The 26,521-nt window shown below is 33.1% G+C and carries 27 protein-coding genes and 2 tRNA genes; 4 read left to right on the forward strand and 25 right to left on the reverse strand.

Annotation, left to right across the window (positions count from 1 at the left end; genetic code table 11):
* Positions 1 to 251 precede the first annotated feature (251 nt).
* Positions 252 to 659 carry a DUF1893 domain-containing protein gene (locus HHT355_RS12310; RefSeq protein ID WP_103203744.1) on the reverse strand — a complete coding sequence of 136 codons (408 nt, stop codon included), beginning with the start codon at positions 657 to 659 and terminating at the stop codon, positions 252 to 254.
* 188 nt (positions 660 to 847) lie between these two features.
* Between HHT355_RS12310 and HHT355_RS12315 the strand changes: the two genes are divergently transcribed.
* Positions 848 to 2,140, forward strand: coding sequence for a LysM peptidoglycan-binding domain-containing protein (locus tag HHT355_RS12315; RefSeq protein WP_103203745.1), 1,293 nt, complete (start codon positions 848 to 850; stop codon positions 2,138 to 2,140).
* Positions 2,141 to 2,288: 148 nt separating this feature from the next.
* Here the strand turns inward: HHT355_RS12315 and HHT355_RS12320 are convergent.
* The 4 genes from HHT355_RS12320 to trmB all read right to left on the reverse strand — a co-directional run bounded on the left by HHT355_RS12320 (position 2,289) and on the right by trmB (position 3,850).
* Positions 2,289 to 2,361: transfer RNA gene (locus tag HHT355_RS12320), tRNA-Lys, on the reverse strand.
* 179 nt (positions 2,362 to 2,540) lie between these two features.
* Positions 2,541 to 2,858, reverse strand: coding sequence for a thioredoxin (trxA, locus tag HHT355_RS12325; protein ID WP_103203746.1), 318 nt, complete (start codon positions 2,856 to 2,858; stop codon positions 2,541 to 2,543).
* A 151-nt stretch (positions 2,859 to 3,009) separates the two neighbouring features.
* Positions 3,010 to 3,159, reverse strand: a complete 150-nt coding sequence (locus HHT355_RS13670) for a hypothetical protein (RefSeq protein ID WP_158245965.1) — start codon at positions 3,157 to 3,159, stop codon at positions 3,010 to 3,012.
* Between the two features lie 55 nt (positions 3,160 to 3,214).
* Complete coding sequence (gene trmB, locus HHT355_RS12330) at positions 3,215 to 3,850, reverse strand: tRNA (guanosine(46)-N7)-methyltransferase TrmB (RefSeq protein WP_103203747.1); 636 nt, start codon at positions 3,848 to 3,850, stop codon at positions 3,215 to 3,217.
* 211 nt (positions 3,851 to 4,061) lie between these two features.
* Here trmB and HHT355_RS12335 point away from each other — a divergent pair, with 211 nt between their 5' ends.
* From HHT355_RS12335 to HHT355_RS12345, 3 genes are all read left to right on the forward strand, one after another.
* The gene (locus HHT355_RS12335) at positions 4,062 to 4,679 is read left to right on the forward strand and encodes a flavodoxin family protein (protein WP_103203748.1); all 618 of its coding nucleotides are present in this window, start codon (positions 4,062 to 4,064) and stop codon (positions 4,677 to 4,679) included.
* Positions 4,680 to 4,721: 42 nt separating this feature from the next.
* Complete coding sequence (locus HHT355_RS12340; RefSeq protein ID WP_103203749.1) at positions 4,722 to 6,152, forward strand: D-alanyl-D-alanine carboxypeptidase family protein; 1,431 nt, start codon at positions 4,722 to 4,724, stop codon at positions 6,150 to 6,152.
* Between the two features lie 128 nt (positions 6,153 to 6,280).
* Positions 6,281 to 7,456 (forward strand): ISL3 family transposase, encoded by a 1,176-nt coding sequence (locus HHT355_RS12345; protein ID WP_103203750.1) that lies wholly within the window; start codon positions 6,281 to 6,283, stop codon positions 7,454 to 7,456.
* Between the two features lie 312 nt (positions 7,457 to 7,768).
* On the opposite strand, the gene HHT355_RS12350 is transcribed toward HHT355_RS12345, so the two are convergent.
* The 20 genes from HHT355_RS12350 to mnmE all read right to left on the reverse strand — a co-directional run bounded on the left by HHT355_RS12350 (position 7,769) and on the right by mnmE (position 26,507).
* Complete coding sequence (locus HHT355_RS12350) at positions 7,769 to 8,293, reverse strand: hypothetical protein (protein WP_103203751.1); 525 nt, start codon at positions 8,291 to 8,293, stop codon at positions 7,769 to 7,771.
* 59 nt (positions 8,294 to 8,352) lie between these two features.
* The gene (locus tag HHT355_RS12355) at positions 8,353 to 9,744 is read right to left on the reverse strand and encodes a sensor histidine kinase (RefSeq protein WP_103203752.1); all 1,392 of its coding nucleotides are present in this window, start codon (positions 9,742 to 9,744) and stop codon (positions 8,353 to 8,355) included.
* Between the two features lie 69 nt (positions 9,745 to 9,813).
* Positions 9,814 to 10,488, reverse strand: coding sequence for a response regulator transcription factor (locus HHT355_RS12360; protein WP_103203753.1), 675 nt, complete (start codon positions 10,486 to 10,488; stop codon positions 9,814 to 9,816).
* Between the two features lie 18 nt (positions 10,489 to 10,506).
* A complete protein-coding gene (phoU, locus tag HHT355_RS12365) occupies positions 10,507 to 11,169 on the reverse strand; it encodes a phosphate signaling complex protein PhoU (protein ID WP_103203754.1) in 663 nt (220 codons plus the stop codon).
* Positions 11,170 to 11,318: 149 nt separating this feature from the next.
* On the reverse strand, positions 11,319 to 12,077 hold the full coding sequence (gene pstB / locus HHT355_RS12370; protein ID WP_242967678.1) for a phosphate ABC transporter ATP-binding protein PstB: 759 nt from the start codon (positions 12,075 to 12,077) through the stop codon (positions 11,319 to 11,321).
* Between the two features lie 58 nt (positions 12,078 to 12,135).
* On the reverse strand, positions 12,136 to 13,023 hold the full coding sequence (pstA, locus tag HHT355_RS12375) for a phosphate ABC transporter permease PstA (protein ID WP_103203756.1): 888 nt from the start codon (positions 13,021 to 13,023) through the stop codon (positions 12,136 to 12,138).
* Positions 13,001 to 13,945, reverse strand: a complete 945-nt coding sequence (pstC, locus tag HHT355_RS12380) for a phosphate ABC transporter permease subunit PstC (protein ID WP_103203757.1) — start codon at positions 13,943 to 13,945, stop codon at positions 13,001 to 13,003. Before pstC ends, pstA begins: the two co-directional genes overlap by 23 nt.
* 27 nt (positions 13,946 to 13,972) lie before the next feature.
* Entirely contained in the window at positions 13,973 to 14,860 is an 888-nt protein-coding gene (locus tag HHT355_RS12385) for a phosphate ABC transporter substrate-binding protein (protein ID WP_103203758.1), read from the reverse strand.
* A 232-nt stretch (positions 14,861 to 15,092) separates the two neighbouring features.
* Positions 15,093 to 15,166, reverse strand: a tRNA-Arg gene (locus tag HHT355_RS12390).
* Between the two features lie 65 nt (positions 15,167 to 15,231).
* Positions 15,232 to 16,107: a DUF3881 family protein gene (locus HHT355_RS12395; protein WP_103203759.1), complete on the reverse strand. Its 876-nt coding sequence runs from the start codon at positions 16,105 to 16,107 to the stop codon at positions 15,232 to 15,234.
* A gap of 122 nt (positions 16,108 to 16,229) precedes the next feature.
* A complete protein-coding gene (locus HHT355_RS12400; protein WP_103203760.1) occupies positions 16,230 to 17,294 on the reverse strand; it encodes an HD-GYP domain-containing protein in 1,065 nt (354 codons plus the stop codon).
* A gap of 52 nt (positions 17,295 to 17,346) precedes the next feature.
* Positions 17,347 to 17,859: a DUF4446 family protein gene (locus HHT355_RS12405; RefSeq protein WP_103203761.1), complete on the reverse strand. Its 513-nt coding sequence runs from the start codon at positions 17,857 to 17,859 to the stop codon at positions 17,347 to 17,349.
* Between the two features lie 24 nt (positions 17,860 to 17,883).
* A complete protein-coding gene (locus HHT355_RS12410) occupies positions 17,884 to 18,774 on the reverse strand; it encodes a ParB/RepB/Spo0J family partition protein (protein ID WP_103203762.1) in 891 nt (296 codons plus the stop codon).
* A 47-nt stretch (positions 18,775 to 18,821) separates the two neighbouring features.
* On the reverse strand, positions 18,822 to 19,625 hold the full coding sequence (locus HHT355_RS12415) for a ParA family protein (protein WP_103203763.1): 804 nt from the start codon (positions 19,623 to 19,625) through the stop codon (positions 18,822 to 18,824).
* A 475-nt stretch (positions 19,626 to 20,100) separates the two neighbouring features.
* On the reverse strand, positions 20,101 to 20,754 hold the full coding sequence (locus HHT355_RS12420) for a response regulator (protein ID WP_103203764.1): 654 nt from the start codon (positions 20,752 to 20,754) through the stop codon (positions 20,101 to 20,103).
* Positions 20,751 to 21,776, reverse strand: a complete 1,026-nt coding sequence (locus HHT355_RS12425; protein WP_103203765.1) for a sensor histidine kinase — start codon at positions 21,774 to 21,776, stop codon at positions 20,751 to 20,753. The genes HHT355_RS12420 and HHT355_RS12425 overlap by 4 nt, the downstream gene beginning before the upstream one ends.
* Positions 21,777 to 21,971: 195 nt before the next feature.
* Positions 21,972 to 22,442 (reverse strand): GNAT family N-acetyltransferase, encoded by a 471-nt coding sequence (locus HHT355_RS12430; RefSeq protein ID WP_103203766.1) that lies wholly within the window; start codon positions 22,440 to 22,442, stop codon positions 21,972 to 21,974.
* Between the two features lie 15 nt (positions 22,443 to 22,457).
* The gene (gene rsmG, locus HHT355_RS12435) at positions 22,458 to 23,186 is read right to left on the reverse strand and encodes a 16S rRNA (guanine(527)-N(7))-methyltransferase RsmG (protein ID WP_103203767.1); all 729 of its coding nucleotides are present in this window, start codon (positions 23,184 to 23,186) and stop codon (positions 22,458 to 22,460) included.
* 19 nt (positions 23,187 to 23,205) lie between these two features.
* Entirely contained in the window at positions 23,206 to 25,098 is a 1,893-nt protein-coding gene (gene mnmG / locus HHT355_RS12440; protein WP_103203768.1) for a tRNA uridine-5-carboxymethylaminomethyl(34) synthesis enzyme MnmG, read from the reverse strand.
* Positions 25,099 to 25,130: 32 nt separating this feature from the next.
* Entirely contained in the window at positions 25,131 to 26,507 is a 1,377-nt protein-coding gene (mnmE, locus tag HHT355_RS12445; RefSeq protein WP_103203769.1) for a tRNA uridine-5-carboxymethylaminomethyl(34) synthesis GTPase MnmE, read from the reverse strand.
* Between the last annotated feature and the right edge of the window lie 14 nt (positions 26,508 to 26,521).

The raw sequence follows: 26,521 nt of genomic DNA on the forward strand, positions 1-26,521 counted from the left end.
TCTCCTCATTTCCTACCTCCTTATATTATATAACCAAATTCCTCTGCTTTATCACTTTGACGCTTTGACGCTTTTAATGGGTAAAGTATACTATGGTTTATAATATTCGTCAATACCTAAATTTAATTGCAAAATAAATTGTGAGGTACAAATACTATATTAAGAGCGTAAGCTATCATTTCATTATTAAAATAAAAAAAAGCTTTGCCTTTATACCCAAACGTAGTTTTAACGGCAAAGCCTTAAAATTCTTAAGATATTTTTTTCAACAACAATTCGTATGCCAATTTTGGATCGTCTACATCGATAACCGTTTGCTCCATCGGACACATTCCGTCTTTATTGCGATTTAAAATATATGGAACCTTTTTTTCATATTCATAATAAATATGATATTTCTCAAGAATATTTATGGCATGATCGCTTATCAGAGGTGTATATATGCTGCGAACCTTGCCGTATATCAAAAGCATTGCCGCAGCCCTGCCTATTACCTCATCTGCCACGTCTGCCCCATTAAAAAACTGCGGATCTTCCTTAAGTTTGCTGATAATAGGCATAATCCCCTTAAGATTTGATTTATAAACCTTATCCTCTTTTACAGCAACACAGGTACAGACCAATTGGTTTAATAATTCTTTTACATAATTTAATGACATTTTATCCTCCACGGTGCGGAAATTTTTCTTTCATTTATATATCCAGATTAATTAAGATATAAACTATTATTAATCTATTGAATTCGCATTGTCAATGGTTATTGCAAATATATTTAGTCTATCTGTCACAGGGATAATATAAACCTCTGTTTCATATATTGATTATATAATAAGGTTCGAGGTTAAGTATGCATATACATGTGGTACAACCGGGTGATACCATACAATCTATTGCTGAAACTTACGGTCTTCCGCCTGAAGTAATAGTACGGGACAACGGACTGGATTTCCTCGATAATTTGGTAATAGGCCAAACTATAGTAATTGCAACACCTCAAATAGTTTATACGGTAAAACCTGGTGATACGCTGACAGAAATTGCAGCATCTCACAATGTTTCGGTAATGCAGTTGCTTCAAAATAATCCGTATCTGGCAGACAGGGAATTTATTTATCCGGGTGACAGAATAGTTATAAGTTATGAAAAAAACGGATATATGGCAACCCACAGTATTACCCTCCCCTTTGTCCATGTCAGGACTTTAAGAAAAACTTTACCCTATCTTACATATATATCCGTAGTTAATTATACTGCTACAGACGAAGGAGATATTATAACTTATTATGACGATACCGAGTTTATCAGGCTTGCAAAAGAGTACAATACAATTCCTTTAATGTTTTTAACTACTTTGACTCTTCAGGGAGAAGCAAATATAAAGGCAGCCTTTAATCTTATTCTAAATGAAGAAATCCAGGACAGACTGGCAGAAAACATTCTTAATATACTTAAGTCCAAAGGGTTTTATGGAATAAATATTTCGTTTGAATTTATAACGCCTTCCAATCTGCCGTATGTCGAAAGTGCTTATGCAAGAATTGCAAACAGAATTATTTCGGAAGGATACCTGGCTTTTGCTACCATTAATCCCGATATCAGAATGACAGGAAGTACCGTAGAATTTTTAAGAATAGATTATTCCCTATTAAATCAAATTATAGACAATGTTCTTTTTATGAACTACGAATGGGCTGTTAATCCCAATCCACCTTCTCCCATAAGTTCCATATATAGTATAGAAATTTATCTGAACTATTTGCTGGAAACTATTTCACCGTATAAGTTGAACCTCGGAATTTCTACAATCGGATATGACTGGGAACTGCCATTTTTTACAGGTGTTTCCCAAGTCAGGGCATTAACCTATGACAGTGCCGTTGCCTTAGCACGTAATGAACAAGTTCCTATCCATTTTGACGAAATATCCCAAACACCGTTTTTTCTGTATACAGAAAACGGCGCCACTCCCAGAGAACATATTGTTTGGTTTATTGATGCAAGAAGCATAAATGCCCTGCTAAATCTGGTTGCCGAAAATAACTTACACGGTATAGGTATATGGAATATAAGCGTTTTTAATCCACAGTTGTGGCTTCTTGTAAATTCTCAATATGATATTATAAAGAGAGAAGTAAGTTAATACAAAGAATCGGCCTACAGCCGATTCTTTATTAATAAACTCGTATATTTAAATATTATTAAATCTTTATTTTAACTGATCCTGCAAAATAAGCACAAAAAAAGTCCTAACCCAGCAAAACTAAGTTGCCAAATTAGAACTTTAAAAATGCACCTCCAGGGGCTCGAACCCTGGACACCCTGATTAAGAGTCAGGTGCTCTACCAACTGAGCTAGAGGTGCTTGTCTTTAACGCCGAACGCAAATGTTATTATAAGCTATGAAATTAATTTTTGCAAGTACTTTTTTGAATATTTTTAATATTTCTTCAAACCATTTTTATACATTATTATTTTAAAAAAAAGACAGGGCAGGATTTTTCGCAACTCCTACCCTGCCGACAATCAAATTATTCTTATTGATTATTTACTGGCATCAAGTTTTTCTTTAAGGACATTCTTAGATACAACCCCGACTACATTGTCAATAGCTTCGCCGTTCTTAAAGATGATCATTGTGGGAATTGACATAACACGATATTTTCTGGTAGTCTCCGGGTTTTCATCTACATTAAGCTTTCCGATTTTAACGCTTCCTTCATATTCTTCTGCAAGTTCATCTATGATAGGAGCCATCATTTTGCATGGTCCGCACCAGTCAGCATAAAAGTCCACCAAAACCAGCTTGTCCGACTCTAAAGCTTCGGTTTTAAAGTTGTCATCTGTAAATTTAAAAGCCATATTTTTTCCTCCATTCTAACTATTTGGGTAGATTAATGTCTATTAATCACCCAAATACAAATGTTACTGTATATTATTCCATCAAGTAAATATTATTATGTGATTTTATAATATGTTAAGATTCCTAAAAAGTCAACTTTTTATATCCGTTTTATTTATAAGTCTTCTTTTTTGTCTTTGTTGCCTTGTTTAATATTTCTTCTACTTCATCCCATGACCTTTTTAGTTTCATGACCTTTTTATTCAGCTTATAGTTACTTCCGGTAATCTTTGCAATTTTATACTTCCAGTTTTTTTTCATATTAAGTCCTTAAACTCTTTTTTTACATTGTATTTGACCGGTGTCAAAATTATACTTAACGGCAGATTTTCATCATATAGATCGGCTTTCCTTGAGAAACAAATTTTTCTTCGTATTCTGTCATAATATTGCCTTTAGCAAATTCGCTGTTATGAAGGTCATAAGTAACCGCTTTAAATTTCCATCCCGCTTCTTTCACTTCGTTTAACGAAAATTCAAAAAGGTCTTTGTTGTCTGTCTTAAAAATTACTTCACCGTCTTTTTTAAGGCATTTATCATACATATTAAGAAAATTTCTTGAAGTTAGACGTCTTTTTGCATGGCGCTCCTTGGGCCAGGGATCGGAAAAATTAAGATAGATTCTTTCAATTTCATTTTCTGCAAATATGTCCAAAAGATATACTGCATCAAAACGTAAATAGTATAAATTATTAATTTCAACTTCTCTTCTTTTTTCCAATGCCCTAAACAGCACGCTGGAATACTTTTCAATTCCTAAATAATTTATATCCGGATTCTGCAAGGCCATTTCAGTTATAAATTTTCCTTTGCCGGTGCCTATCTCAAGATGAATAGGATTGTCGTTTCCAAAAATGCTTTTCCAGTTACCTTTTAATTTTTCCGGTTCTTTTATAACATATATATCATTAGCCACAGCTTCCCTGGAGCCTTTTATATTTCTTAACCTCATTTTCATTCTCCTTATCCGTATTTTTATAAAATTATTTATCGCTATAAGATTATAATTATAATCGGCCTTAACGTCAATTGTTGCAGTTTTTGCGGTAATTAATAAAGGTTAGCCTATTTAAAAAATTATTATTTTATAGTATACTTGAAACGATGCAAAAGTTAATGATTTTTATTATTTGAAATCAAAATAATATATAAGGAGAGATAGCATGAAAGTTATAGCCGTAAACGGAAGCCCAAGACCAAAGGGAAATACATATCATGCTTTAAAAGTTGTCTGTGATGAGTTAAACACAGAGGGTATAGAAACAAAAATTTTGCAGGTTGGGAACATGAAAATCGAAGGCTGTATATCCTGCTACAGATGCAAGGACGGTTATTGCATACATAATGATGAAATTTTAAATAATATGATAAACGAAATATATGAAGCTGACGGATTGCTGCTTGGCAGCCCGGTATATTACTCCGGAATATCCGGCACCATGAAATGTTTTCTTGACAGATTGTTTTATGCCAGCCGCGGAAAGATGCGCCATAAGGTAGGTGCTTCCATAACCGTCCCCAGACGAAGCGGAGGCATGCCGGCCTTCGAGCAACTTAACAATTACTTCCTTATATCCGAAATGCTGGTTGTTTCATCTTATTACTGGAACGTTATCCATGGCGGCAAACCCGGTGAAGTGCTTGATGATGCGGAAGGAATATCTGTATTAAAAAACTTGGCCAGAAATATGAGCTGGGTTATTAAAATGAAGGAGGAAACCAAAAATATTCTGCCCGCACCCGAAAGTTACCCAAGATCATGGATGAATTTCATCAGATAATTGTTGCTAGTTTTGTTTTTACATTAATTTACGGAGGTTTTTATGAAAAAGCTGATTCTATCCATATTATGCATAATAAGTCTAAGCCTGTCCTGTCTAAATACAAATGCTTTTGCATCCGCATATGAAGATACTGATACCTGGCCTCAGGGACCTAGTGTTTATGCTGAAGCCGCTATTGTTATGGAAGCTTCTACCGGGCTTATTTTATATGAAAAAAATATACACAACACTTATTATCCAGCCAGCATAACAAAGATATTATCAGCCTTATTGATAATTGAAAATTCGTCACCCGGAGAAGTAGTTACCTTTTCCCGTGATGCCGTATTTAAGGTAGACTTAGACAGCAGCCGGATAGGAATAGATGTGGGTGAACAGCTTACCATTCAGCAATGCTTATACGGAATTTTGCTGGAATCGGCAAATGAAGTAACCTATGCCGCAGCAGAGCATGTAGCCGGAAATATAGAAGAATTTGCCAGGATGATGAACGAAAGGGCAAAAGAAATTGGTTGCATGAATTCTAACTTTGTTAATCCTCACGGCCTGCCTGACGATAATCATTACACTTCGGCTTATGATATGGCTTTAATAACCAGAGAAGCTTTAAAAAACGATACTTTCAGAAAAATTTTTGGGACAAGAACCTATCAGATACCTCCGACCAACAAGCAATCGGAAACCAGATATCTAAGAAATCATCATAAATTTGTACTTAAGCAGGAATATAATTATGATGGTACGGTGGGAGGAAAAACTGGATATACCAGCAAGGCCAGATATACTCTGGTTACCGTTGCAAAAAGAGGAGATTTGGAATTAATTTGCGTAGTGCTTAAAGACGATTCGAGCAGTCACCAATATGAAGACACTATGAAATTATTGGATTTTGGATTTAATAATTTCTCAATATATCCCATATATGAGTTGGAGAGCGTAGACGTTCAGAAAGAAACTCCTTTTTTCACCCGTTACAATTCTATGCTGGATTATGCAAATACATCGATAAAAACTGATGAAAAAGGCTATCTGGTTCTTCCCAATACGGCATCATTTGAAGATGCAAAACGGGAAGTTATCTTCTATCCTGAAGCGGAAATAAATGAAGGACGCAACGTTATAGGCAAAATTTCATATACTTACGGTGGAAAATATGTAGGCGGTGCGGATATCCTGTTTAACAATGCAGATACTCCTAAGTTAAATCATTATTATGTTGACAGAAAAGAAGTTCAAAATAACGCAGGCGAAACCAATGAGGACAATCCACCCGATGACGATTCTGAGCAAACAAAGTCTAACGGTTATTTTCGACCTGTAATAACAGCAATAATTGTAGGTTTCTTTGTTTTGGTAATAGGTTTGTATTTTGTTCTTGTAGAAATGCCAAGGTTAAAACGCAGAAAAGCTTATTATAAAAGACGGGCCGAAAGAAAAAGATATATGGACGATAATTACCTTGACTTATAAAAATAAGGTTCTATAATAAATGTTGGGGTTTGTGAAACAGTTAGTTCACAACCCCATCTTTTCAGTTTATAATAAAAAAAGACCTCCCAGTGCCAGTCAATCATCTAACCACCAGGAGGTAAATTCAAATGCCTAATAATCTTATCACAGATTTATTAAATTTGGAAGGCATTTTTGTAAAAAAAATTACTCAAGCAGATAATTATTTAAAGATTTTTATTGAAACTAAAGCCACTACACAGACCTGCCCTTGCTGTCATCAGCCTACAAAACAGATACATGATTACCGTGAGCAAAAAATTAAAGATTTACCTTTGCAGTTTAAAGACTGCTATCTCATTCTTAGAAAAAGGCGATATCGCTGCAAGTGCGGAAAACGTTTTTTTGAAAAATATCATTTTTTAGCCCGTTATCAGCAACGTACCACACGTCTTACTCAATACATAGCGAATGAATTGCGTAATTCAGTTTCTATAAAAGCCGTCGCTGATAAAGCTAATGTATCTCATTCAACGGTCACTAGAATTCTGGATACCATTCATTATTCCAGTTCTCCATTGAAAGATGCGATTGCTATTGATGAATTTAAAGGAAATGCTGATACAGGTAAATATCAATGTATTATTGTTAATCCTAAGAAGAATTACATTATGGATATTCTACCTGACAGAACAAGGTCTCATCTTTCTGCTTACTTTAAAGAATTGAATCGTAATGACAGATACCGGGTTAAGTTCTTTGTTTGTGATATGTGGCAGCCATATGTTGATTTAGCTTATAGTTATTTTCCCAATGCAGTAGTTATAATTGACAAATATCATTTCATTAGGCATGTAACCTGGGCAATTGAAAATGTACGAAAAAGAATTCAAAAATCCATGACTCCTACTCTAAGAAAATACTACAAAAGAAGTCGAAAATTAATTCTTACCAGGTATTATAAGTTAAAAGATGAAGATAAAAAAGCTTGTGATCTTATGTTACTTTATAACGATGATTTAAGGAAAGCTCATATGCTTAAAGAATGGTTTTATGATATTTGTCATAATGAAAAGTATTCTATTCAAAGAAAAGAATTATTTGAATGGATAAAGAATGCAGAAAACTCAGGCATTAAAGAGTTTAAAAAATGTGCAGCAACTTTCAGACATTGGTCAAAAGAAATACTAAATGCATTTAAATATGGCTTAACCAATGGTGTAACAGAGGGATTTAATAATAAAATAAAGGTACTTAAGCGTATATCATATGGTATAAAAAACTTTGAAAGATTTCGTACACGTATCTTACATTCTTGCAATTAAATAAAAATAAATATGACTGGCACGAGGTTTATTTGTCATGCCCAAAAACAGGTATTGGTGAGTCAATCATAAAAATAGGCTCTAAGCCTAGTGTTTTAGCATGATTCAAACATATCATACCCCAACACTTGACAAAGAGCCAAAAATAATTATTAAATAAAAAACTGCCGTGATTTTAAATCATAATTTATTATAATTATGACTTAAAATCACGGCAAATGAATTTATATCGGTGTTAAGTTTATGTCATTCTAAATATCTTTAAATAATTTATAATTATATCTTTAAATCATATATAATTAAATCTTTAAATTATTTATAATTAAAATTGTCCTGATAAGATTGCAGCAAAGTAATAACTTCCTTTAACTCTTCTTCGTAATTGATACCCTTGCATATTCCCCTTACAGCCTCTATTATTTCTTTAGAATCCTGATAACTGATATTTGCAGGTATATTCCGATTATTTATCTGTCCTTCTTTTTCATTTTTTAATAAAGTACAGATCTGTTTTAATTCTTCTTCTGTTCTGTTTATACTTTTTTTTAGTGCCGCATATGTTGCTTTTTGTATGTTTAACATCTCTGTCAGAGCCACATCCCGTTTTTTTGCATCAAGCTTTCTGGCTTCATCCCATAGAAGCAACGTTTTCTTATACCTGCCGGATATATGCTCCCAGACGGAATCAAACCATAAATATCCCGTAAGTATAACCACAATTCCTATTCCGATAATACTGAAAAAATCCTGTTTAGGTGCATTTAAAAGATATGCTTCTCCAAGAATAGCTATAATAAAACCGGCACCAAAAAGTATAATGCTTATTTTGCTTTTCATTCGTATCTACCGCCCGCTTTACATTGTCATCATATATATCGGCATAAATGTTTCTTATATTAACTTAAGGGAATTCTTACGGTAAATTTAGAACCTTTGCCAAGCTCACTTTCCAATTGAATAGTTCCTCCGTAATAATTGACTATATGCTTAACAATAGAAAGGCCGAGCCCTGTTCCGCCCATTTTTTTGCTTCTTCCCTTATCAACCCGGTAAAACCGTTCAAAAACCCGGGCTTTTGATTCTTCAGGAATTCCTACTCCTGTATCCTCTACAATAAATATGACTTCGTTGCCTTCTTTTTTAATTATGATATTTACTTTCCCGTTAGGTTTATTATATTTAATTGCATTTGATATAAGGTTGTTTAAAAGTTCCTTCATTTGTCCGTCATTTGCCTTAATAGTAAGAGGTTGACAATTAACTTCTATTGTAATATTGTTTTGTGCCGCCATAGGTTTTAAAGAAGCTATAACCTCATTTACCAGTGGAGTTATTCTTATGTCTTTTATAGTAACCTCCGCTTCTTTTGTTTCCAGACGGGAAATCATTAAAATATCGTTAATCAGGTTTGCCATATTCTGAGCTTCTTTTTTTATCCGGTATAAAAATTCTTTCTTCATTTCTTCATTGGCAGCCATGTCATTTTCCAAAAGTTCAACGTATCCCCTGATAGAAGTAATTGGGGTTTTAAGTTCATGAGAAACGTTTGTGAAAAATTCCTGTCGTACCATTTTCTCAAATTCTATTTTCTTTAAGGATTCTTTTACCACATCCGCCATTCGTTTAGTAGTATCGGCGATTAAATTCAGTTCATAGTATTCATACGTCCGGAAAGAAAACTCCGGAATGTTCTCTTTTAGCTTTAACATTTCTTCGGAAATCTCATATAGAGGTCTTGTAATGGATCTTGCAAGGCTATTTGCCAGGATCATGGAAATCAAAAGTGTAACTCCCAGGCTTAAAATAAAAGCCGGAAGCAGTATAGACATATAACTGAATACCCCTGAAAAGGGTTTTGATAACCTAAGAATATAATTTCCCTGTTCTGACATATAGGAAACATAAAGCATTGATATATTCAGGCTTTGAGATTTCCTCTTAGCATATCCAATACCATCTTTTATTGCTTTTTGAATTTCTTCCCTGTCCAAATGATTTTCCATAGATAAAAGATCTGATATTTCACTATCAACGAGAACATTTCCTTCGGTATCTATAATCGTAAGCCTGGATTCGGCATCCTCTAATATATCGCTTAATTTATTAAGCTGTTTTTTCAAATCTTTTTTATAATCCAGTGATTGGTCTATGATTTTAATAATATTAAGTAGGTTTTCTCTGGTTTTATCAAGCAAAATATTGCCGATTGCGGCACAAAAAATGCTGCCGCTAAGTATTAACGCCAGTAAAAGTATAATTATATAATTTTTAAATATTGCTCTTTTCATAACTCTTCACTAACGGTATCCTTTTATTTTTGCTTTTATTTTTTTGATTTATTACTACTATATTTATTTTTATTTTATAAAACGGTAACCGACACCCCGGATAGTTTTTATTACAGATCCCATAGGCCCAAGTTTTTGCCGCAGGGAACGAATATGAATATCTAAAGTTCTTGATTCTCCCACATATTCGTATCCCCAAATATGATTAAGCATTTCATCTCTTGAAACTACTCGAAAGCTGTTTTCAAAAAGATACAGCAACAGCGCATACTCTTTATAAGTAAGCTCAACCGGTTTATTTTCTACGAACACTTCTCTGGTCATCGGATTTATAGTAAGTGCTCCAACAGTCAAAGGCTCTTTGATTTCTTCTTTATCTACCCTTCTAAGAAGTGATCTTATCCTAGCAGCAAGTTCTAAGATCCCAAAAGGTTTTGTCATATAATCATCGGCCCCGACATCAAGTCCCGCAACTTTATCAAGTTCCTTGTCCTTGGCTGTAAGGCATATTATCGGAATATCTTTTAGCAGTGCATCCTTTCGGATATACTTTATCGCCGAAAGACCGTCCATTCCCGGAAGCATAATATCAAATATGGCCAAATCCGGTTTTTCGTTCTTCATACTTTGTAAAGCAGGTTCCGCAGCCTCAAATGTCCTTATCTTATATCCGAATCCCTCAAGGGCTATCTTAATCAGTTCCCGGATGCTTTCATCATCTTCAATTATATAGATATATCCCATCTTTACCTCCTATTAAGGCTATAACAAACGGATATTGTTCAAGGAGCCGGTTACATGAAATTCGGTCCATTCGCATATATTTACGGCATGATCTCCTATTCTTTCAAAATATTTTGCTATCATTAAAATATCTACACATTGATCCACCTGATCAGACGATGTTTTTAAGATACCGGCAACCTCAAGCTTAACCTTATCAAATAATTCATCTACATAATCGTCCCGTTTTATAATATCTCTTGCTTTATTTAAATCAAGACATGTAAATGCTTCCACAGCATCATGAACCATTGACTTAGCTGCCATTCCTATTTCGGGAATATGCTTAACCAGATCATATATATGCTCTCTTTTTTCACGAATAATAAGCTCAGCTATATCTGCAGCATGATCTCCGATACGTTCCATATCTGTGACCACTTTTAAGGCTGTCGTTACCATCCTAAGATCACCTGCAACAGGCTGCTGTCTGACAATTAAGTATAAGCACCGTGCTTCAATGGCTTTTTCTATATCGTTAATGATTCTGTCCCCCATTATTATATCTCGGGCCAAATTCACATCCTGATTTTTAAAAGCTGTCATTATATTATCAATTGCAGCTTCTATTAAGCCGGCCATTTCATATAAATCATCTTTTAGCAATTTCAGTTCTGTATCAAAATTAATTCTTGCATTCATTATATCCACCTTCATTATAATTTTAATTTCGTTATCTGTCTATGTCAAACTCTCATAACAACTATATGCTGAAAATTACAACAAACATTAATATGCCCTTTAAACTGCTTATCTATAAACAGAAAACTATTTGTAAATTAACCTTATATTTATCCAAATCTGCCCGTAATATAGTCCTCTGTCCGTTTATCTGAAGGTCTTGTAAACAAGTTATCAGTTGAAGCATATTCTACTAATTCTCCCATTAAAAAAAATGCGGTGTAATCGGAAATCCGGGCAGCCTGTTGCATATTGTGGGTCACTATAACTAGGGTATATCTTTTTTTTAGTTCCAGCATCAGATCTTCTATCTTTAAAGTTGAAATCGGGTCCAATGCGGAAGTAGGTTCATCCATTAATAGCACTTCCGGTTCTACAGCCAATGCTCTGGCAATACACAGTCGCTGCTGTTGCCCTCCGGAAAGCCCTAACGCAGGCTTTTTTAGCTTGCCTTTCACCTCTTCAAATAAAGCTGCATCTCTTAAACTTTTTTCTACAATTTCATCTAATTTGGCTTTATTTTTTATTCCATAAAGTCTGGGCCCATATGCCACATTATCATATATTGACATCGGAAAGGGATTTGGCTGTTGAAATACCATTCCTACTTTTTTTCTGAGCAAAGTAGTATTCACTCTTTTATCATATATATCCTCTCCATCCAGTTTTATTGTTCCCGTTAATTTTACTTCCGGTATAAGATCGTTCATCCTATTTAAAGTTCTAAGAAATGTGGATTTTCCGCATCCAGAAGGTCCTATAAGAGCCGTTATTGACTTTTCTTTTATATTCAAATCAATATTTTTTAAAGCATGATTTGAGCCGTAATATAAATTAAGATTTTTAACATTTATTTTGTCTTTCAATATAACTTCCTCCGTTTTATGATATATTTTAATTTCAAATTTATTATCCACATACCGGCCTTTATTTGCGCTTTTTATCCACATTCATCTTGTTTAATAAATATTTTGTTGACACATTAATACCTAAAACCATAACCAGAAGAACAAATGCTATACCGAAGGCTGTATCATATTTTGCCTTTTCCATACTTAGGAATAATTCTATGGTAAGAGTTCCACCAGGCTGCAGAATCTTTTTAAGTAGACCTTCGAAATATTGGCCTAATTTTGGTAGCAAGTGGCCGCTTCCTGCGGTAAACATTAAAGCTGCCGATTCTCCAACAATTCTTCCGACAGACAGAATAATTCCGGCTATAATTCCCGGCATTGCTGACGGAAGTAAAATAGTTCTGATCATATACCACTTTGTTGCCCCTATGCCTAATGCTCCTATCCGATAACTGTCCGGTACCGCCTTTAGGGCTTCCTGGGTATTTCTCGTAATAAGCGGTAGTATAATCAAAGTAAGAGTTAGAGATCCTGTAAGTAAGGAATATCCCAATTTTAATGTCGTCCCAAAAAATACATAACCGAATAATCCGAAAACAACCGAAGGAATTCCGGATAATGTTTCTGTTGTAAATTTAATTAACCTGACTAATCTACCCGGCCTGGCATATTCATTCAGATATATAGCCGAACCCACACCCAAGGGTATGGCTATCAGCAGAGTAAGAATAATAATATATAATGTATTAACAATATTTCCCGCTATTCCTGTTGTACCTTTCAATGCACTGGATTCAGTAGTTAAAAACTGCAAATTTATATAAGGAATTCCCCTGTAACTTATATAGCCTACTATTCCAACTAAAATAATAATTGAAAGAAAAGCACAAAAATATATGATACCGTAAGCTATTATATCCAGTTGCCTGGTCTTTTTTTTATAAAGAGTTCTTTGTTCCACTTTTTAATCCTTTCTTCATTACTTTATTTAAAATTAAATTTATAATCATTATAAAAGCAAAAAGTATAAGGCCTATGGTATATAAAACCCGTTTATGAGTATCTGTGGCATAAGACATTTCCGCTACAACTGCAGTTGTAAGAAAGCGAACCGAGTTAAAAGGTAAAGGCAAATTGGCATTGTTTCCGGCAACCATTGTGATAGCCATAGCTTCACCAACAGCACGACCCACACCTAGAACAATAGCGGTTACAATACCCGATTTTGCTGAAGGCAAGATAACTTTAAAAATCGTCTGGATACGAGTTGCTCCCAGGGCTAAAGAAGCATCTGCAAACTTCTCCGGTACCGATTTTAAAGCTGATTCACTGATATTGATTACCGTAGGTAGTATCATAACAGCCAGGACTATTACTGCGGAGAGCAAATTAGAACCACCTGTATACTGATGGTCAGGCGTATCCGCAAATAATATAAGTTCTATTTTATACATAAGAGGATTTAAAATTATAATTCCTATTAATCCATATATTACAGATGGTATTGCAGCCAGCAATTCTATCGCCGGTTTAACTATTGAAACCAACGGCTTTGGTGCGGCATATGCCAAAAATATAGCGGTTCCGACTCCAATTGGAACACTTATTAAGACGGCCATAAGGGTTCCAACAACAGAAGTCAGTATTACATATAAAATACCATAAGAAGGTACTTCTGCATTGGGTTGCCAAAGTGTTCCGAAAAGTATCTCTTTTATTCCTACTTCATAGAGAGCCGGAATTCCGCTTATTATCATATATACAGAAATTGAAAATACAGCAAAAACCGCAAAAAAAGCACAAATAGCAAAAATTATGTTTGCAGTTCTTTCAATTTTTTCTTTAGATTGATTATTGTCTATAACAGAGAAACTATTATTCATATTGGCTCCTTTTTTGCCTTACAATTTTTATTCTGCCGGAATTAACCCGATGCTCTCTATCAGTCTTTTTCCTTCTTCTGATGTCAGAAATTCAAAAAATGTTCTGACAATTTCATTTTGTTTTGAAATTTCTCCTGCCGTTGCCATAACAAAAGGCCGGCTTAAAATGTATTTTCCTTTCGCTATATTGTCTGCCGTTGCATCTATTCCTTCAATTTTTACTGCATTAACCGTATCGTCCAATATATCAATAGATACATATCCTATAGCTCCCGGTGTTGTTACCACCTTTGCCATAACTCCTCCCGTGCTGTTTATTTCATTTGCATATTTACATTGATCCTCAATACCTAAAATTTCTTCAAATGCTCCTCTTGTTCCCGAACCGGATTCGCGGCCAATTACTACTATCGGTTGGTCTTTTCCTCCAAGTTCACTCCAATTTTTTATTTTTCCTGTAAAAATACCAATTATCTGATCTTTAGTTAAATCATTTACAGTATTTTCTTTATCAACAATTATGGCTATACCGTCTATTGCAACAATATTCTCTACCGCTCCGGCTTCTTTTTCGCTTTCTTTAAGATTTCTTGATGCATTTCCAATATCTACTGTTCCGGCTATTACTTGCTCAATTCCAGCACTGGAACCTATAAATTCAGTTGATACGGTAACATTTGGATATTTTTCCATAAAGGCTTCTGCCATAATATTTGCCAACTTCTCCATAGAAGTAGAACCTGCCATGGTAAGATGACCGCTTAAATTATCTTCTTTAATTGTCTTTTCATGTTCATTATTATCAGTCATACTATTATTGACATTTTTATTTTGTCTGCCGGAACAGGATACCGTAACACAAAAAGTAGTTATTATCATAGTAGAAAATAAAAAATTTTTTAAAAATTTTTTCATTATACATCCATCCTTTTTTGATTTTCTTTTTTTACATTATAAAAATAACATGGTATCCATAACTCCGATACCATGTTTCTGTTAAGATTATGTTAAGTTTATGTAAACCAAAGACATATATATCTTTTATGTAATTAGTTGTCAATAATACTTATTTATAACGCAATAAGGGTGCATAGATATAACTATACATACAGTTTATCTATACACCCTTATTTATATATTTTTATATCGTGCTTAGCGGGATTCGAACCCACGACCTTCCGCTTAGGAGGCGGACGCTCTATCCTGCTGAGCTATAAGCACATAGTCGCAACAAACATATTCTACTATTTGCTTGTCGCTAAGTCAAGAACTTTAATTCAATTTTATTAAAATTCAATTTTTCCCTGAAGCCATATATTACCCTTAAATCTTCTTCCGGGTAATGGTTCGCCGAGAAGATCTTTTTTGTTTATGCAAAGGCGGAATATTATATCGTTGCATACTAAATCAAGGTCATAAACTTCTTCGTTAGTAAACGTATTAACAACTAAGCGGCTATCCAAAATTGTAGCCAATATACTGTAATTATCGGATTCTGAACCGTACGGAATAAAACTGGTCTCTACAATTGAATAAATATCTTCCTTCTTTGCTCTTCTGGTTACCTTTGCATAAGTATCTATATCATCAAAAGTAAGACTGTCTATTGCTTCCTGGTTTCCTTTTTTTGCTTCTGCTATTAGTTTATTTCTGTTTATTCTTTCGGCTGTTATGTTTCTTACCTGAATTTCATCCTTGTTTATGGGAAGTATGGTTCTTCCCTCAAGAGACAAAGCTGACAAAGTAACCGGAACATTTAAATTCAAAAGTTTTTTGCTGTTTTTTCTTTCCAAATAATCGGCCACGTTCTGAATATAAAATATAAGTGAAACACCCAAACGGTAATCATCACACATTCCGGTATAAGATTCGGAATCTACCCTTTTATTGATGGCAATTTCTTCCTTTACACTGATACCATGACTATATAAAAAGGGAAAATAGTTTTCCAGATGGAAAATATCATTATGATCATATTCCCCTCTTACTGTTATTCCAAAGTCTGGTCCAAACCACATGGACATCTCGGTCAGGCTGTTCTGATAATCTATTTGAATGGTTTTTCTATTTGAAGCTTTATCTATTACAAGATTAATAAGCTTATTTAGCTCATTTCTGTTATTAACATTGCTAAACCCTATAGCTCTTAAATAACTGTGCATAAAATCACCTCTTTTTCCGTCAAAATAAATCTATATAACTTACTAATAAATACGCTTATATTCCAAAATACATGTGATATTATTTATATCATACTTTATTCCAAACTGCAAGAAAGATTATACTAATCCATTATGGTATCGGTAATAAACAAAGTCAACTCTTTTGTAAGGTCTTTTTCTATCCATTCGGTAGGTTTTCTGCCGTTGGCATCCTGGATAATTCTTATAACCGGTCTTGTAGGACATTTCGGATTTTGTCTTAGCACAATTCCGATTTCATTTTGATTTGTAATAACCAAAGCACCGATTGGATAAGCTGCTACAGAAGCGACAAAAGCCTTTACCACATCAAGATCAAACTTGCTTTCTGCCTGGCTTACAATAAAATCTATGGCATCATGAACTTTCATTTTCGGAACCAAATTACCGTATACCCTGCTGTCAAATTCGTCACACACCGCAGCAATTCGGCTACCTATACGAATTTTATCTCCTTTTAAATGAAAAGGATATCCCGAACCGTCCATTCTTTCATGATGGCTTAATATAATATCTTTTGAAGTAGATGACAGCCATTTCATCTTTTCTACTGCGGAATAACCGTAAATCACATGTTTCTTGATCTCTTTTTGTTCCTTTTCAGAAAATTCGTCCATTTTACGATTACTAAAGTCTGTTGTAATAAATGTAAAACCAATGTCATGCAAAAGACACCCTATCGCAATCTCTCTGACTTTTTTCTTAGGGAGTTTAAGTTTAAAAGCCAAGATTACCGAAAGGGCACATACATTCAATGAATGAGAATAAGTTCCTTCATCTTTATTTCTTATGCTTGACAGGTTATAAATAACATCCGGTTGCTGCAATATATCATTTATTATTTCATCCGCTATAGTTATAATCTCTTCCAATTCGTTGTCGGTTTGATAAGTATATTTTGTAAGTATTTCTCTTACGGTTTCCTGGCATTGTTCTTTTATTTGATACTCCAGACTTTCTTCCAAATCAATACCTTGTCCGATTTCATCTTCCACATAAATATACTCTATATTTAATGCTTTCAAGCGGCTTACATAATCTTTCTTTACAATTGTTCCGGCTGTCATTAATACAGAATTATTTTCACTCACTATATCTTTTGCTAAACATTCATTACCTTTTACAGAATCTACGGAAATAATTCTCATACCGATCCTTTCAAACCGTATTATTATCGACTATAAACCCTAAAACACAACATTATTCCATAAAAGAATTATATTTAATAGCCTGTTCCAATGCTGTTCTTTCTTCTTTTGACAATTCAAGAAAAGATTCACCTTTTATAATCTCTTTCAGGTATATATAACATCCCTCTCTGCTACTATGTATGGAATTTAGTAATATTCCGTCATTATTTTTATCTAACAGTGCAAGAACAAAACTTAACTTGCCTCCCATTTCTTTAAATGCATCATATTTTACGATTCCGATTTTTTGCATTGAGGTCATTAAATTCTCATTTATTTTTTCTATTTCTTTACAGATTAAATCTCTATCCTCTTTTAATTTGTCAATATCATTAAATCTGTTTATTATTATCGTTTCCAGATTTTCTCCGCTGTTTCCTGTCATGAATTTTTTATATTTTTTGTTTAATTTGCCTTGTTTAATCAACAAAATCAATATGATTGCAAATAATAGAACACTAAAACCGGCAAGACCAATTGTTATATATATTATATTTTGTTCTATCAAATCCATCCAGTTCATTTTTTCCTCCGATGTATTTATAATCTAGTTTATGTAATTAAGAGAATCGAACATTTCCAGTATTCTCTCCAATTCTTCATCAGAATAATATTCTATTTCAATTTTACCCGCATTCTTTTTCTTCCGCTTAATTAGAACCTTTGTACCTAATATATTTTTTAGTTTTTCTTCCAAAGCCTGATATACTAAATTAGCATCTTCCGCTACTGCGATTTCTTTTTCCGCTTTTTTTGAAATAAGCTTTTTTACCAGCTTTTCCGTATCTCTTACACTTAAATTTTCATCAATAATTTTCCTTGCCGTTTCATATTGTAAATCTGAATCTTCCAGTGACAAAAGAGCTCTGGCATGTCCACCGGTAATTTGCTCATTTATTAACATTTGCTGAATTCTGCTATCCAATTTTAATAAACGCAAAGAATTTGTAATGGCTGCCCTGCTTTTTGATACTCTTTCTGCCAATTCTTCGTGTTTTAAATTAAATTCGGTAATAAGTCTTTGATATGCCTGTGCTTCCTCGATAGGATTTAAATCTTCCCTTTGAATGTTTTCTATCAAAGCAATTTCCACTATTTCCTGAGGGCTATAATCTTTAATAATTACCGGAACTTCCTTTAAGCCTGCCAGTCTGGCTGCTCTCCATCTTCTTTCTCCAGCTATAATTTCATAATATTTATCTCTCTTTTGCACTATAAGAGGTTGAATTACCCCAAACTGACGAATAGAATCCGCCAATTCCTGAAGTGCCTCCTGATCAAACTTTTTTCTCGGCTGGGATTTATTCGGTTCAATTTCATTTATAGGCACTAATGTTTCACGTGAAACATTTTCTTCTCCCTCAGTTTCTTTTTCTGAAATCCGCAGTGGTATCATAACATCCAAACCTTTTCCCAACCCTCTTTTTACAGCTGACATAATATCCTCCCTTAATCTTAGCTATATCTTCTTCTTTTTGCTGAAATTTATTTTTTTCTTAGCAATTTTTCTTTTTCATATTTTTCAGCTTCATCATTATCTATAACCTCTTCAGCCAACTGCCTATATCCCTCTGCTCCGGATGATTTTGGATCATATATATTTATCGGAAGGCCGTGACTTGGTGCTTCCGCAAGGCGTACATTTCTAGGTATAATTGTTTTATATATATTCTGGTTTAAATTTTCTTTAACATTTTCTACTACTTGCAGCGATAAGTTTGTCCTTGCATCAAACATAGTAAACACAACCCCTTCCATTCTGAGGCCGGGATTAAGTCTTTTCTTTACGAGTTCAATAGTATGCATCAATTGTGTTAATCCTTCCAAAGCGTAAAATTCACATTGTATTGGAACAAGTACAGTATCGGCAGTCGTCATTGCATTTACGGTTAAAGTGTTCAATGACGGAGGACAATCAATAATTATAAAATCGTAATCATCTTTTATCTTTTCTATGTGATGTTTTAATATGTATTCTCTTTCATTAATTCCTATTAATTCTATTTCAGCACCGGCCAAATTAACGTTTGAAGGCAAGAGATACAGATTGTCAAATGAAGTTTTTATAAGACAATCCTGTAAAGTGCATTCGCCAATCATCATTTGATATATGGTATTTTTTAACGAATGTTTGTTTATACCCAACCCACTGGTCGTATTGCCCTGGGGATCAATATCAACAGCAAGTACTTTTTTATTTTTTTCGGCAAGACAAGCAGATAAGTTAATAGCTGTAGTTGTTTTGCCTACTCCTCCTTTTTGATTAGCTATAGCAATTACTCTTGCCATCTTAACACCGCCCTTTTTTTATTCCACACATAAGTGTTTTATTTTATTATATCATTATTAATATTAGATATCTACTCCAAAAAATTATCATGAATTTTATTTAATATATAATACACCGGAAATTTTTATTTGTCTTTAGGTTATTATGCTTAAACATCATATACGTAGTATATTTAATATAAAAATCTTTACTGTATTATCATTCATAAAATAATTATCTATTGCTTATTTACATATCAAAAGATGTATTTTTAAATTTTTGATTAAAATTATTGTTATTAGATAAATATAGAAACTCAAATTCAAGTAAAAATACAATTAAAATTTTATAGTATAAAATATTAAAGCAAAATTATAAAATTTATGATTACTGATTTTAATATTTTTTTATTAAATAAAAAGACGGTACCGTTTACGATACCATCTAAAATTTTTTCATGTGTAAATTTTTTTAATGTTTCACGTGAAACATATATTAAAATATATCTACAATATTATGTTTTATTGCATATACAGCTGCTTGTGTTCTGTCTGAAACATTTATTTTCTTAAATATATTTGATATATGATTTTTTACAGTTTTTTCGCTTATACTTAAAGTGTATGCTATTTCTTTATTGAAAAGGCCCTCTGCCAATAATTTTAATACTTCTATTTCTCGTTTTGTTAAATTATCATCGTACGAATTAAGGCTTGTAGCTCTTTCAGTCATACGTTTTTTTATCATCGGTCTCAATTCAGGTTGTATAAATGTTTCACCCTGCATTAATGTTATTATTGCTTTTTTCAATAGTGATGAATCTGAATCTTTTAAAATATAACCTTCTACACCGATATCTGCAGCTCTTATCAAATATTCTACTTCATTGTGAATCGTTAATATTAATACCTTTACATCTGTTTTTTTCTCTTTCAAATATTGGAGAACTTTTAATCCATTCATTTCCGGCATATTGATATCCAATAATAATATGTCTGTGTTCTTTTCGTCAAGAAGCTCTATACATTCTTTACCGTTTCCTGCTTCTGCTATAACTTTTATATCTCCGTCCAGCTCCAGAATTTGTTTAATTCCCTCTCTCACCATTAAGTGATCGTCTGCAATCATAACATTAATTGGTCTGTTCATCGATCTTCCCCTTTACAGCTATATGGTACAGATATATTAATAATTGTGCCTTTATTTATTTTAGATTGTATATCCAGTGTTCCGGATAATAAATAAACTCTTTCTTTCATTATAGATAATCCGCATCCTGTATAATCTTGCGTAATTCTTTCCTTGATTTCGTTTGTATCAAATCCTTTTCCGTCATCTTTAATTGTTATATTTATATGATTTTCATCATATTTAATATCAATTTCAATACATTTCGCATTTGCATGCTTAATAGCATTATTACAAGCTTCTTGTATTAATCTGAATATGGATAAATTTATTACCGGTAAAATATCATTTCTCTCTTCGTTATATTTAAGCTTTATTTCAATATCATGATGATTCATCAGTTGATTTATAAATCTCTCAATTGTCATAATCAATCCTAAGTCATCCAATGACATAGGTTTTAGATTAAATATTATTTCTCTGATTTCATTTATCACCGATTTTAGAGTATTTGATATTGTTAATAACTCCAATCTCGTGCGTACAGGATCAATATCAACAAATTTTGTCGATAATTCGCATTTGTGAATTAAACTTGTCAGGTTTTGTACCGTTGAATCATGTAAATCTCTGGCAATCCGCTGTCTATCTTGTTCTTGCAGTTCCAAAATATTTAATCCTATATCTATTTGTGATTTTTGCTGATTTAATATATTTAAAACTGTTTCTAATTGAATTATTCGGTTTTCAGTCTCTTTTATTTCTTTATTTAGATTTTCTATTTTTTCCCTGATATTTCTTAATTTTTCTTCATATTTTTCGATATTATAATCTTTACTGTTTGGTGACAACATTTTTGAAATGTCTGATTTTTCTTCTTTTATAGATTTTATAATATTTTCTGTTTCTGCTAATTCGTTTTGGTAAGATTTCATTTTCTCGATTATCTGATTTTGTCGATACTTATATTCATTTATTAAATCTGAAATTATTTTTTTTGTATTTTCATAATCATTTTCTTTATTTTCTTTTTTGATTGTCATTATAGGTCACCTTTAATTATAAGTTTGTTTCCTTATATACTTATCCTATCATGAAGATTTAAATATATCAAATAATTTTATAGTTGATTGTTTGATTTTGATATAATATTTAAATTTTTCTTTTTTTATTGTTAATTAAATATATAATATACCAATTTTCTCTAATTTTAAAGTACAATTTTCATAATTTTACGGTTAATTTTTTATATTTTTACAACAATTTAAAGTCTTATTGCAGTATCTCATTATAATATAATTTTGGTACAAAATGCTATTTTTTTCTTCATAATAAGACTTAAATCCTATTTTTTTAAACATATCCGTCAATATTTTTGGTACTTCTACAAATATTTTATCGATTGACATTGATTGAGCTTTATCTACCAACATACGTACAATCATGTCTCCGTATTTTTTTCTTCTGTACTCTTTCCTTACAGCCACATATTTTATGTAGGCCTCATCTTTATTTAATTCCAGTCTTCCTACAGCAACTGCCTTGCCTTCATTTAAACCTTCATAAACTAAGGCATGATATACTTTATTTCCGGGTTTAATAAACATATCTTCCTGATTAAATTTCAGTTCTTCAATAAATACTTCATTGAGAATGTCATTAACCTCGCTTATTCTTTCTTCGTTTGAAACCAATTTAGCAAAAACCAATTAAAACCCCCCTCATTATAAAGGTTCTTTTGCAGGTTTTCCTGCAGTTCTGGGATATTTTTTTGGTGTTTCTTTAATTTTCTCGATCATTATCAATGATCTTCGAATATCGGTTAGCGGTAATGTGAATTCTTTATGATTTCTAACCGAACCTCCAAGTGTTTTTATAGCATTTTGGGCTTCCTGCAGTTCATCATTTATATTTCCTGATTTATAAGGAATAAAATATCCGCCTTTTTTTACAAACGGCAGACAGTATTCTGTCAAAACCGAAAGTTTAGCCACAGCCCTTGATGTACACAAATCAAAAGTTTCTCTGAAAGTTTGGTCTCTTCCCAAATCTTCTGCTCGCCCATGAACTGCATCAATATTGTATAAATTTAAATTTTTTATTACTTCATCCAAAAAACTTATACGTTTTTTTAAAGAATCCATAAGTACTACTCTTGTATTCGGAAAAGCAATTTTAATAGGAATACCGGGAAAGCCGGCTCCTGTTCCGACATCTATTATTTTTTCATCTTCCGGACGATATACATTAACAATTGAAAGACTGTCAAGAAAGTGTTTATGGATTACTTCCGGAAGTTCGGTAATTGATGTAAGGTTCATTTTTTTATTCCAGTCAATTAAAATTTGGTAGTAATCCATAAACTGTTTAATCTGATAATCATCTAGTTCAATATTTAAATTTTTTAATCCTTCTTTAAAATTAATAATTCCTTGTCCAATATTATAATCCATACAAATACCTCATACAGAATTATTCAGATTTATTTTTGGAATTATATTGCATCAGGTAAATAAGCAGTACTGATATGTCTGCCGGTGATACTCCGGCAATTCTTGATGCTTGTCCGATTGAAACCGGCCTGAACTTGTCCAGTTTTTGTCTTGCTTCTATTCTTAAGCCCGTTATTGCATAATAATCTATATCTTCCGGTATTTTTTTGTTTTCCATCTTTTTGAACTGGTTTATTTGCATTTGCTGTCTTTTTATATATCCTTCATACTTAATATTAATATTAACCTGCTCAATTACATCATCAGGTAATTCTTTCCTTTCGTGATCTATGCTTTTAAGCATTTCATAATTTAACTCAGGCCTTTTTATAAGATCTGCCAAGGTTACAGCCGTAGTTAACGGTGCACTGTTAAGGCTTTTTAATAATTCCTGAACCTGGCTGTTTGCTCCTATTATTGTATTTTTCAGCCTGTTTATTTCTTTTTCTATAAGTTCTTCTTTTCTTAAAAGGGCCTGATATCTTTCCTCATCTATAAGCCCTATTTTATATCCTATTTTTGTTAATCTTAAATCTGCATTATCCTGTCTTAATATTAACCTGTATTCCGCCCTGGAAGTCATCATGCGGTAAGGTTCAGTATTCTCCTTTGTAATAAGATCATCAATCAATACACCGATATAAGCCTGTGAGCGGTCAAGTACTACAGGTTCTCTTCCCAGTAATTTCATAGCAGCATTTATGCCTGCCATGATTCCCTGGGCAGCCGCTTCCTCATATCCTGAACTCCCGTTAAATTGTCCGGCACTAAACAAGCCTTCTATTTTCTTAAATTCAAGAGTAGGTTTAAGCTGAGAAGGATTAATGCAGTCATATTCTATGGCATATGCATTTCTTACAATTTGAGCATTCTCAAGGCCGGGAACCGATCTGTACATCTTTACCTGAACATCTTCCGGAAGGGAACTTGACATACCTGAAACATACATTTCGTTGGTATAGTTTCCTTCCGGTTCGATGAATACCTGATGTCTGTCTTTGTCCGGAAATCTTACCACCTTATCTTCTATGGAAGGGCAATATCTTGCCCCGGTCCCCTGTATATTACCGTTAAATAAAGGTGATCTGTCAATATTGGCTCGAATAATTTCATGGGTTTCGGGTGTTGTATAGGTAAGCCAACAGGAAACCTGCTCTCTTTTTAAATCTTCCGGTTTATTTGTAAAGGAAAAAGGAACAATTTTCTCGTCACCCTTTTGTTCCGTCATCTTTGAAAAATCTATGGTTCTTTTATCAATTCTTGCAGGAGTTCCTGTCTTAAATCTCATCATTTCTATTCCCAGTTTTTTTAAGGCTTCAGTTAAATGAGTAGCCGCCTGCAATCCGTTGGGTCCCGTATAATGTACCGTTTCTCCATATATGCACCTGGCATTCAGATAGGTACCGGTACATATTATAGCCGCTTTACAAGGATAAATTGCTCCCGAACTTGTCTTTACTCCGGTTACTTTATTATTTTCCGTAATTATATCTATTATCTCGGCTTGCTTAATTGTCAGGTTTGGAGTATTTTCAAGTACCATTCTCATAGATTTCGAATATTCCATTTTATCGGCTTGAGCTCTTAAAGAATGTACGGCAGGACCTTTAGATAAGTTTAACATTCTTGACTGAATAAAGGTTCTGTCTATATTTTTTCCCATTTCTCCGCCCAAGGCATCTATTTCTCTTACCAGGTGCCCTTTAGATGTTCCGCCTATATTAGGATTGCAAGGCATCATGGCAATACTGTCTACACTAATTGTAAACATTATTGTCTTTAATGATAGTCTGGCACATGCCAAAGCTGCTTCACATCCGGCGTGACCTGCACCTATAACGGCTACGTCATATTCTTCATATACAAATGACATATAAATCATTATCCTTTCTAAGTACAACTAAGTTATTTACCCATGCAAAATTCACTGAATATAAGATTTATTAAATCTTCCTCTACATTTTCTCCTATAATTTTTCCGAGCACTTCATATGCTGTCATCAAATCAATAGAATAAAAATCTTCAGGCATTTGATTTTCAATGCTATCTTTTACCATACTTAAGGCTTCAAGGGCTTTTCTGAACGCTTCGATATGCCTGTCATTGGTAATTAATATATCTTCATTTAATTTAAGTTCTCCTTTAAAGAACATTTCCTTTATAAGTTTTTCAAGTTCATCAAGGCCTTTGTAATTAATAAAAGATGTAATTATAACAGGATGATCTGTCTTTTCTTTTAATTCATTTATGTTAATCTTTGGCGGCAAATCACTTTTGTTAAACAATAATATAGCCTTTTTATCCCTTATTAGGGAAAGTATTGCTTCGTCATTTTCGTCCAAAGGTGTGGTAGAATCTATTACATATATAATCAAATCAGCTTCTTTGGCTATCCTGATTGCTTTTTCCACACCGATTTTTTCAACTACATCCTCTGTTTTTCTGATCCCGGCAGTATCAATAATATTTAAAGTTATTTCATTTAACTGAACTGTTTCTTCAAGGGTATCCCTGGTGGTACCTGCTATATCCGTTACTATAGCCCGTTCTTCTTTTACCAGAATATTTAAAAGGCTGGATTTTCCCGCATTGGGTTTTCCGAGAATAACTGTTTTTATTCCTTCTTTTATTAATTTTCCATTCTTTGAATCCGAAATTAACTTCTCAATCTTTTTACAATAACTGTCTATATTATTTAACAAATGTTCCGAAAATCCGTCCAGGCTGTAATTTTCAGGATCATCCAAAGCTGCTTCTATATATGCTACATCCCTTAAAATTCCTTCTCTTAACTCTTTTATAATATCAAATTCTCTTCCTCTTAACTGATTGAGAGAATTTTTAAGGGCCATTTCATTTTTTGCATTTATTATATCACATACGGCTTCTGCCTGCGATAAATCTATTCTGCCGTTTAAAAAGGCTCTCTTTGTAAATTCTCCCGGTTCTGCCAGTCTTACACCCTGTTTTAATACTATATCAAGAATTTTCTTCGTTACTACTATACCCCCATGGCAATTTATCTCAACCACATCTTCCCTGGTATATGTCAAAGGTGCCTTCATGACAGTAACCATTACTTCATCTACTACTTCTTCACCGTCAACTATAAATCCGTAATGTATTGTATGACTTTTTTGTTCTGATATCAATTTATTATTTTTTTTAGACTTATATATTTTATCTATAACAGGTAAAGCATTATTACCGCTTATTCTTATAATGCTTATACCGCCGCTTCCTACTCCGGTTGCTATTGCAGCTATTGTATCCGTGTTCATGAGTTTTCTCCTTT

It is taken from the genome of Herbinix hemicellulosilytica, from assembly GCF_002904165.1.
Classification (GTDB): Bacteria; Bacillota; Clostridia; order Lachnospirales; family Lachnospiraceae; genus Mobilitalea; species Mobilitalea hemicellulosilytica.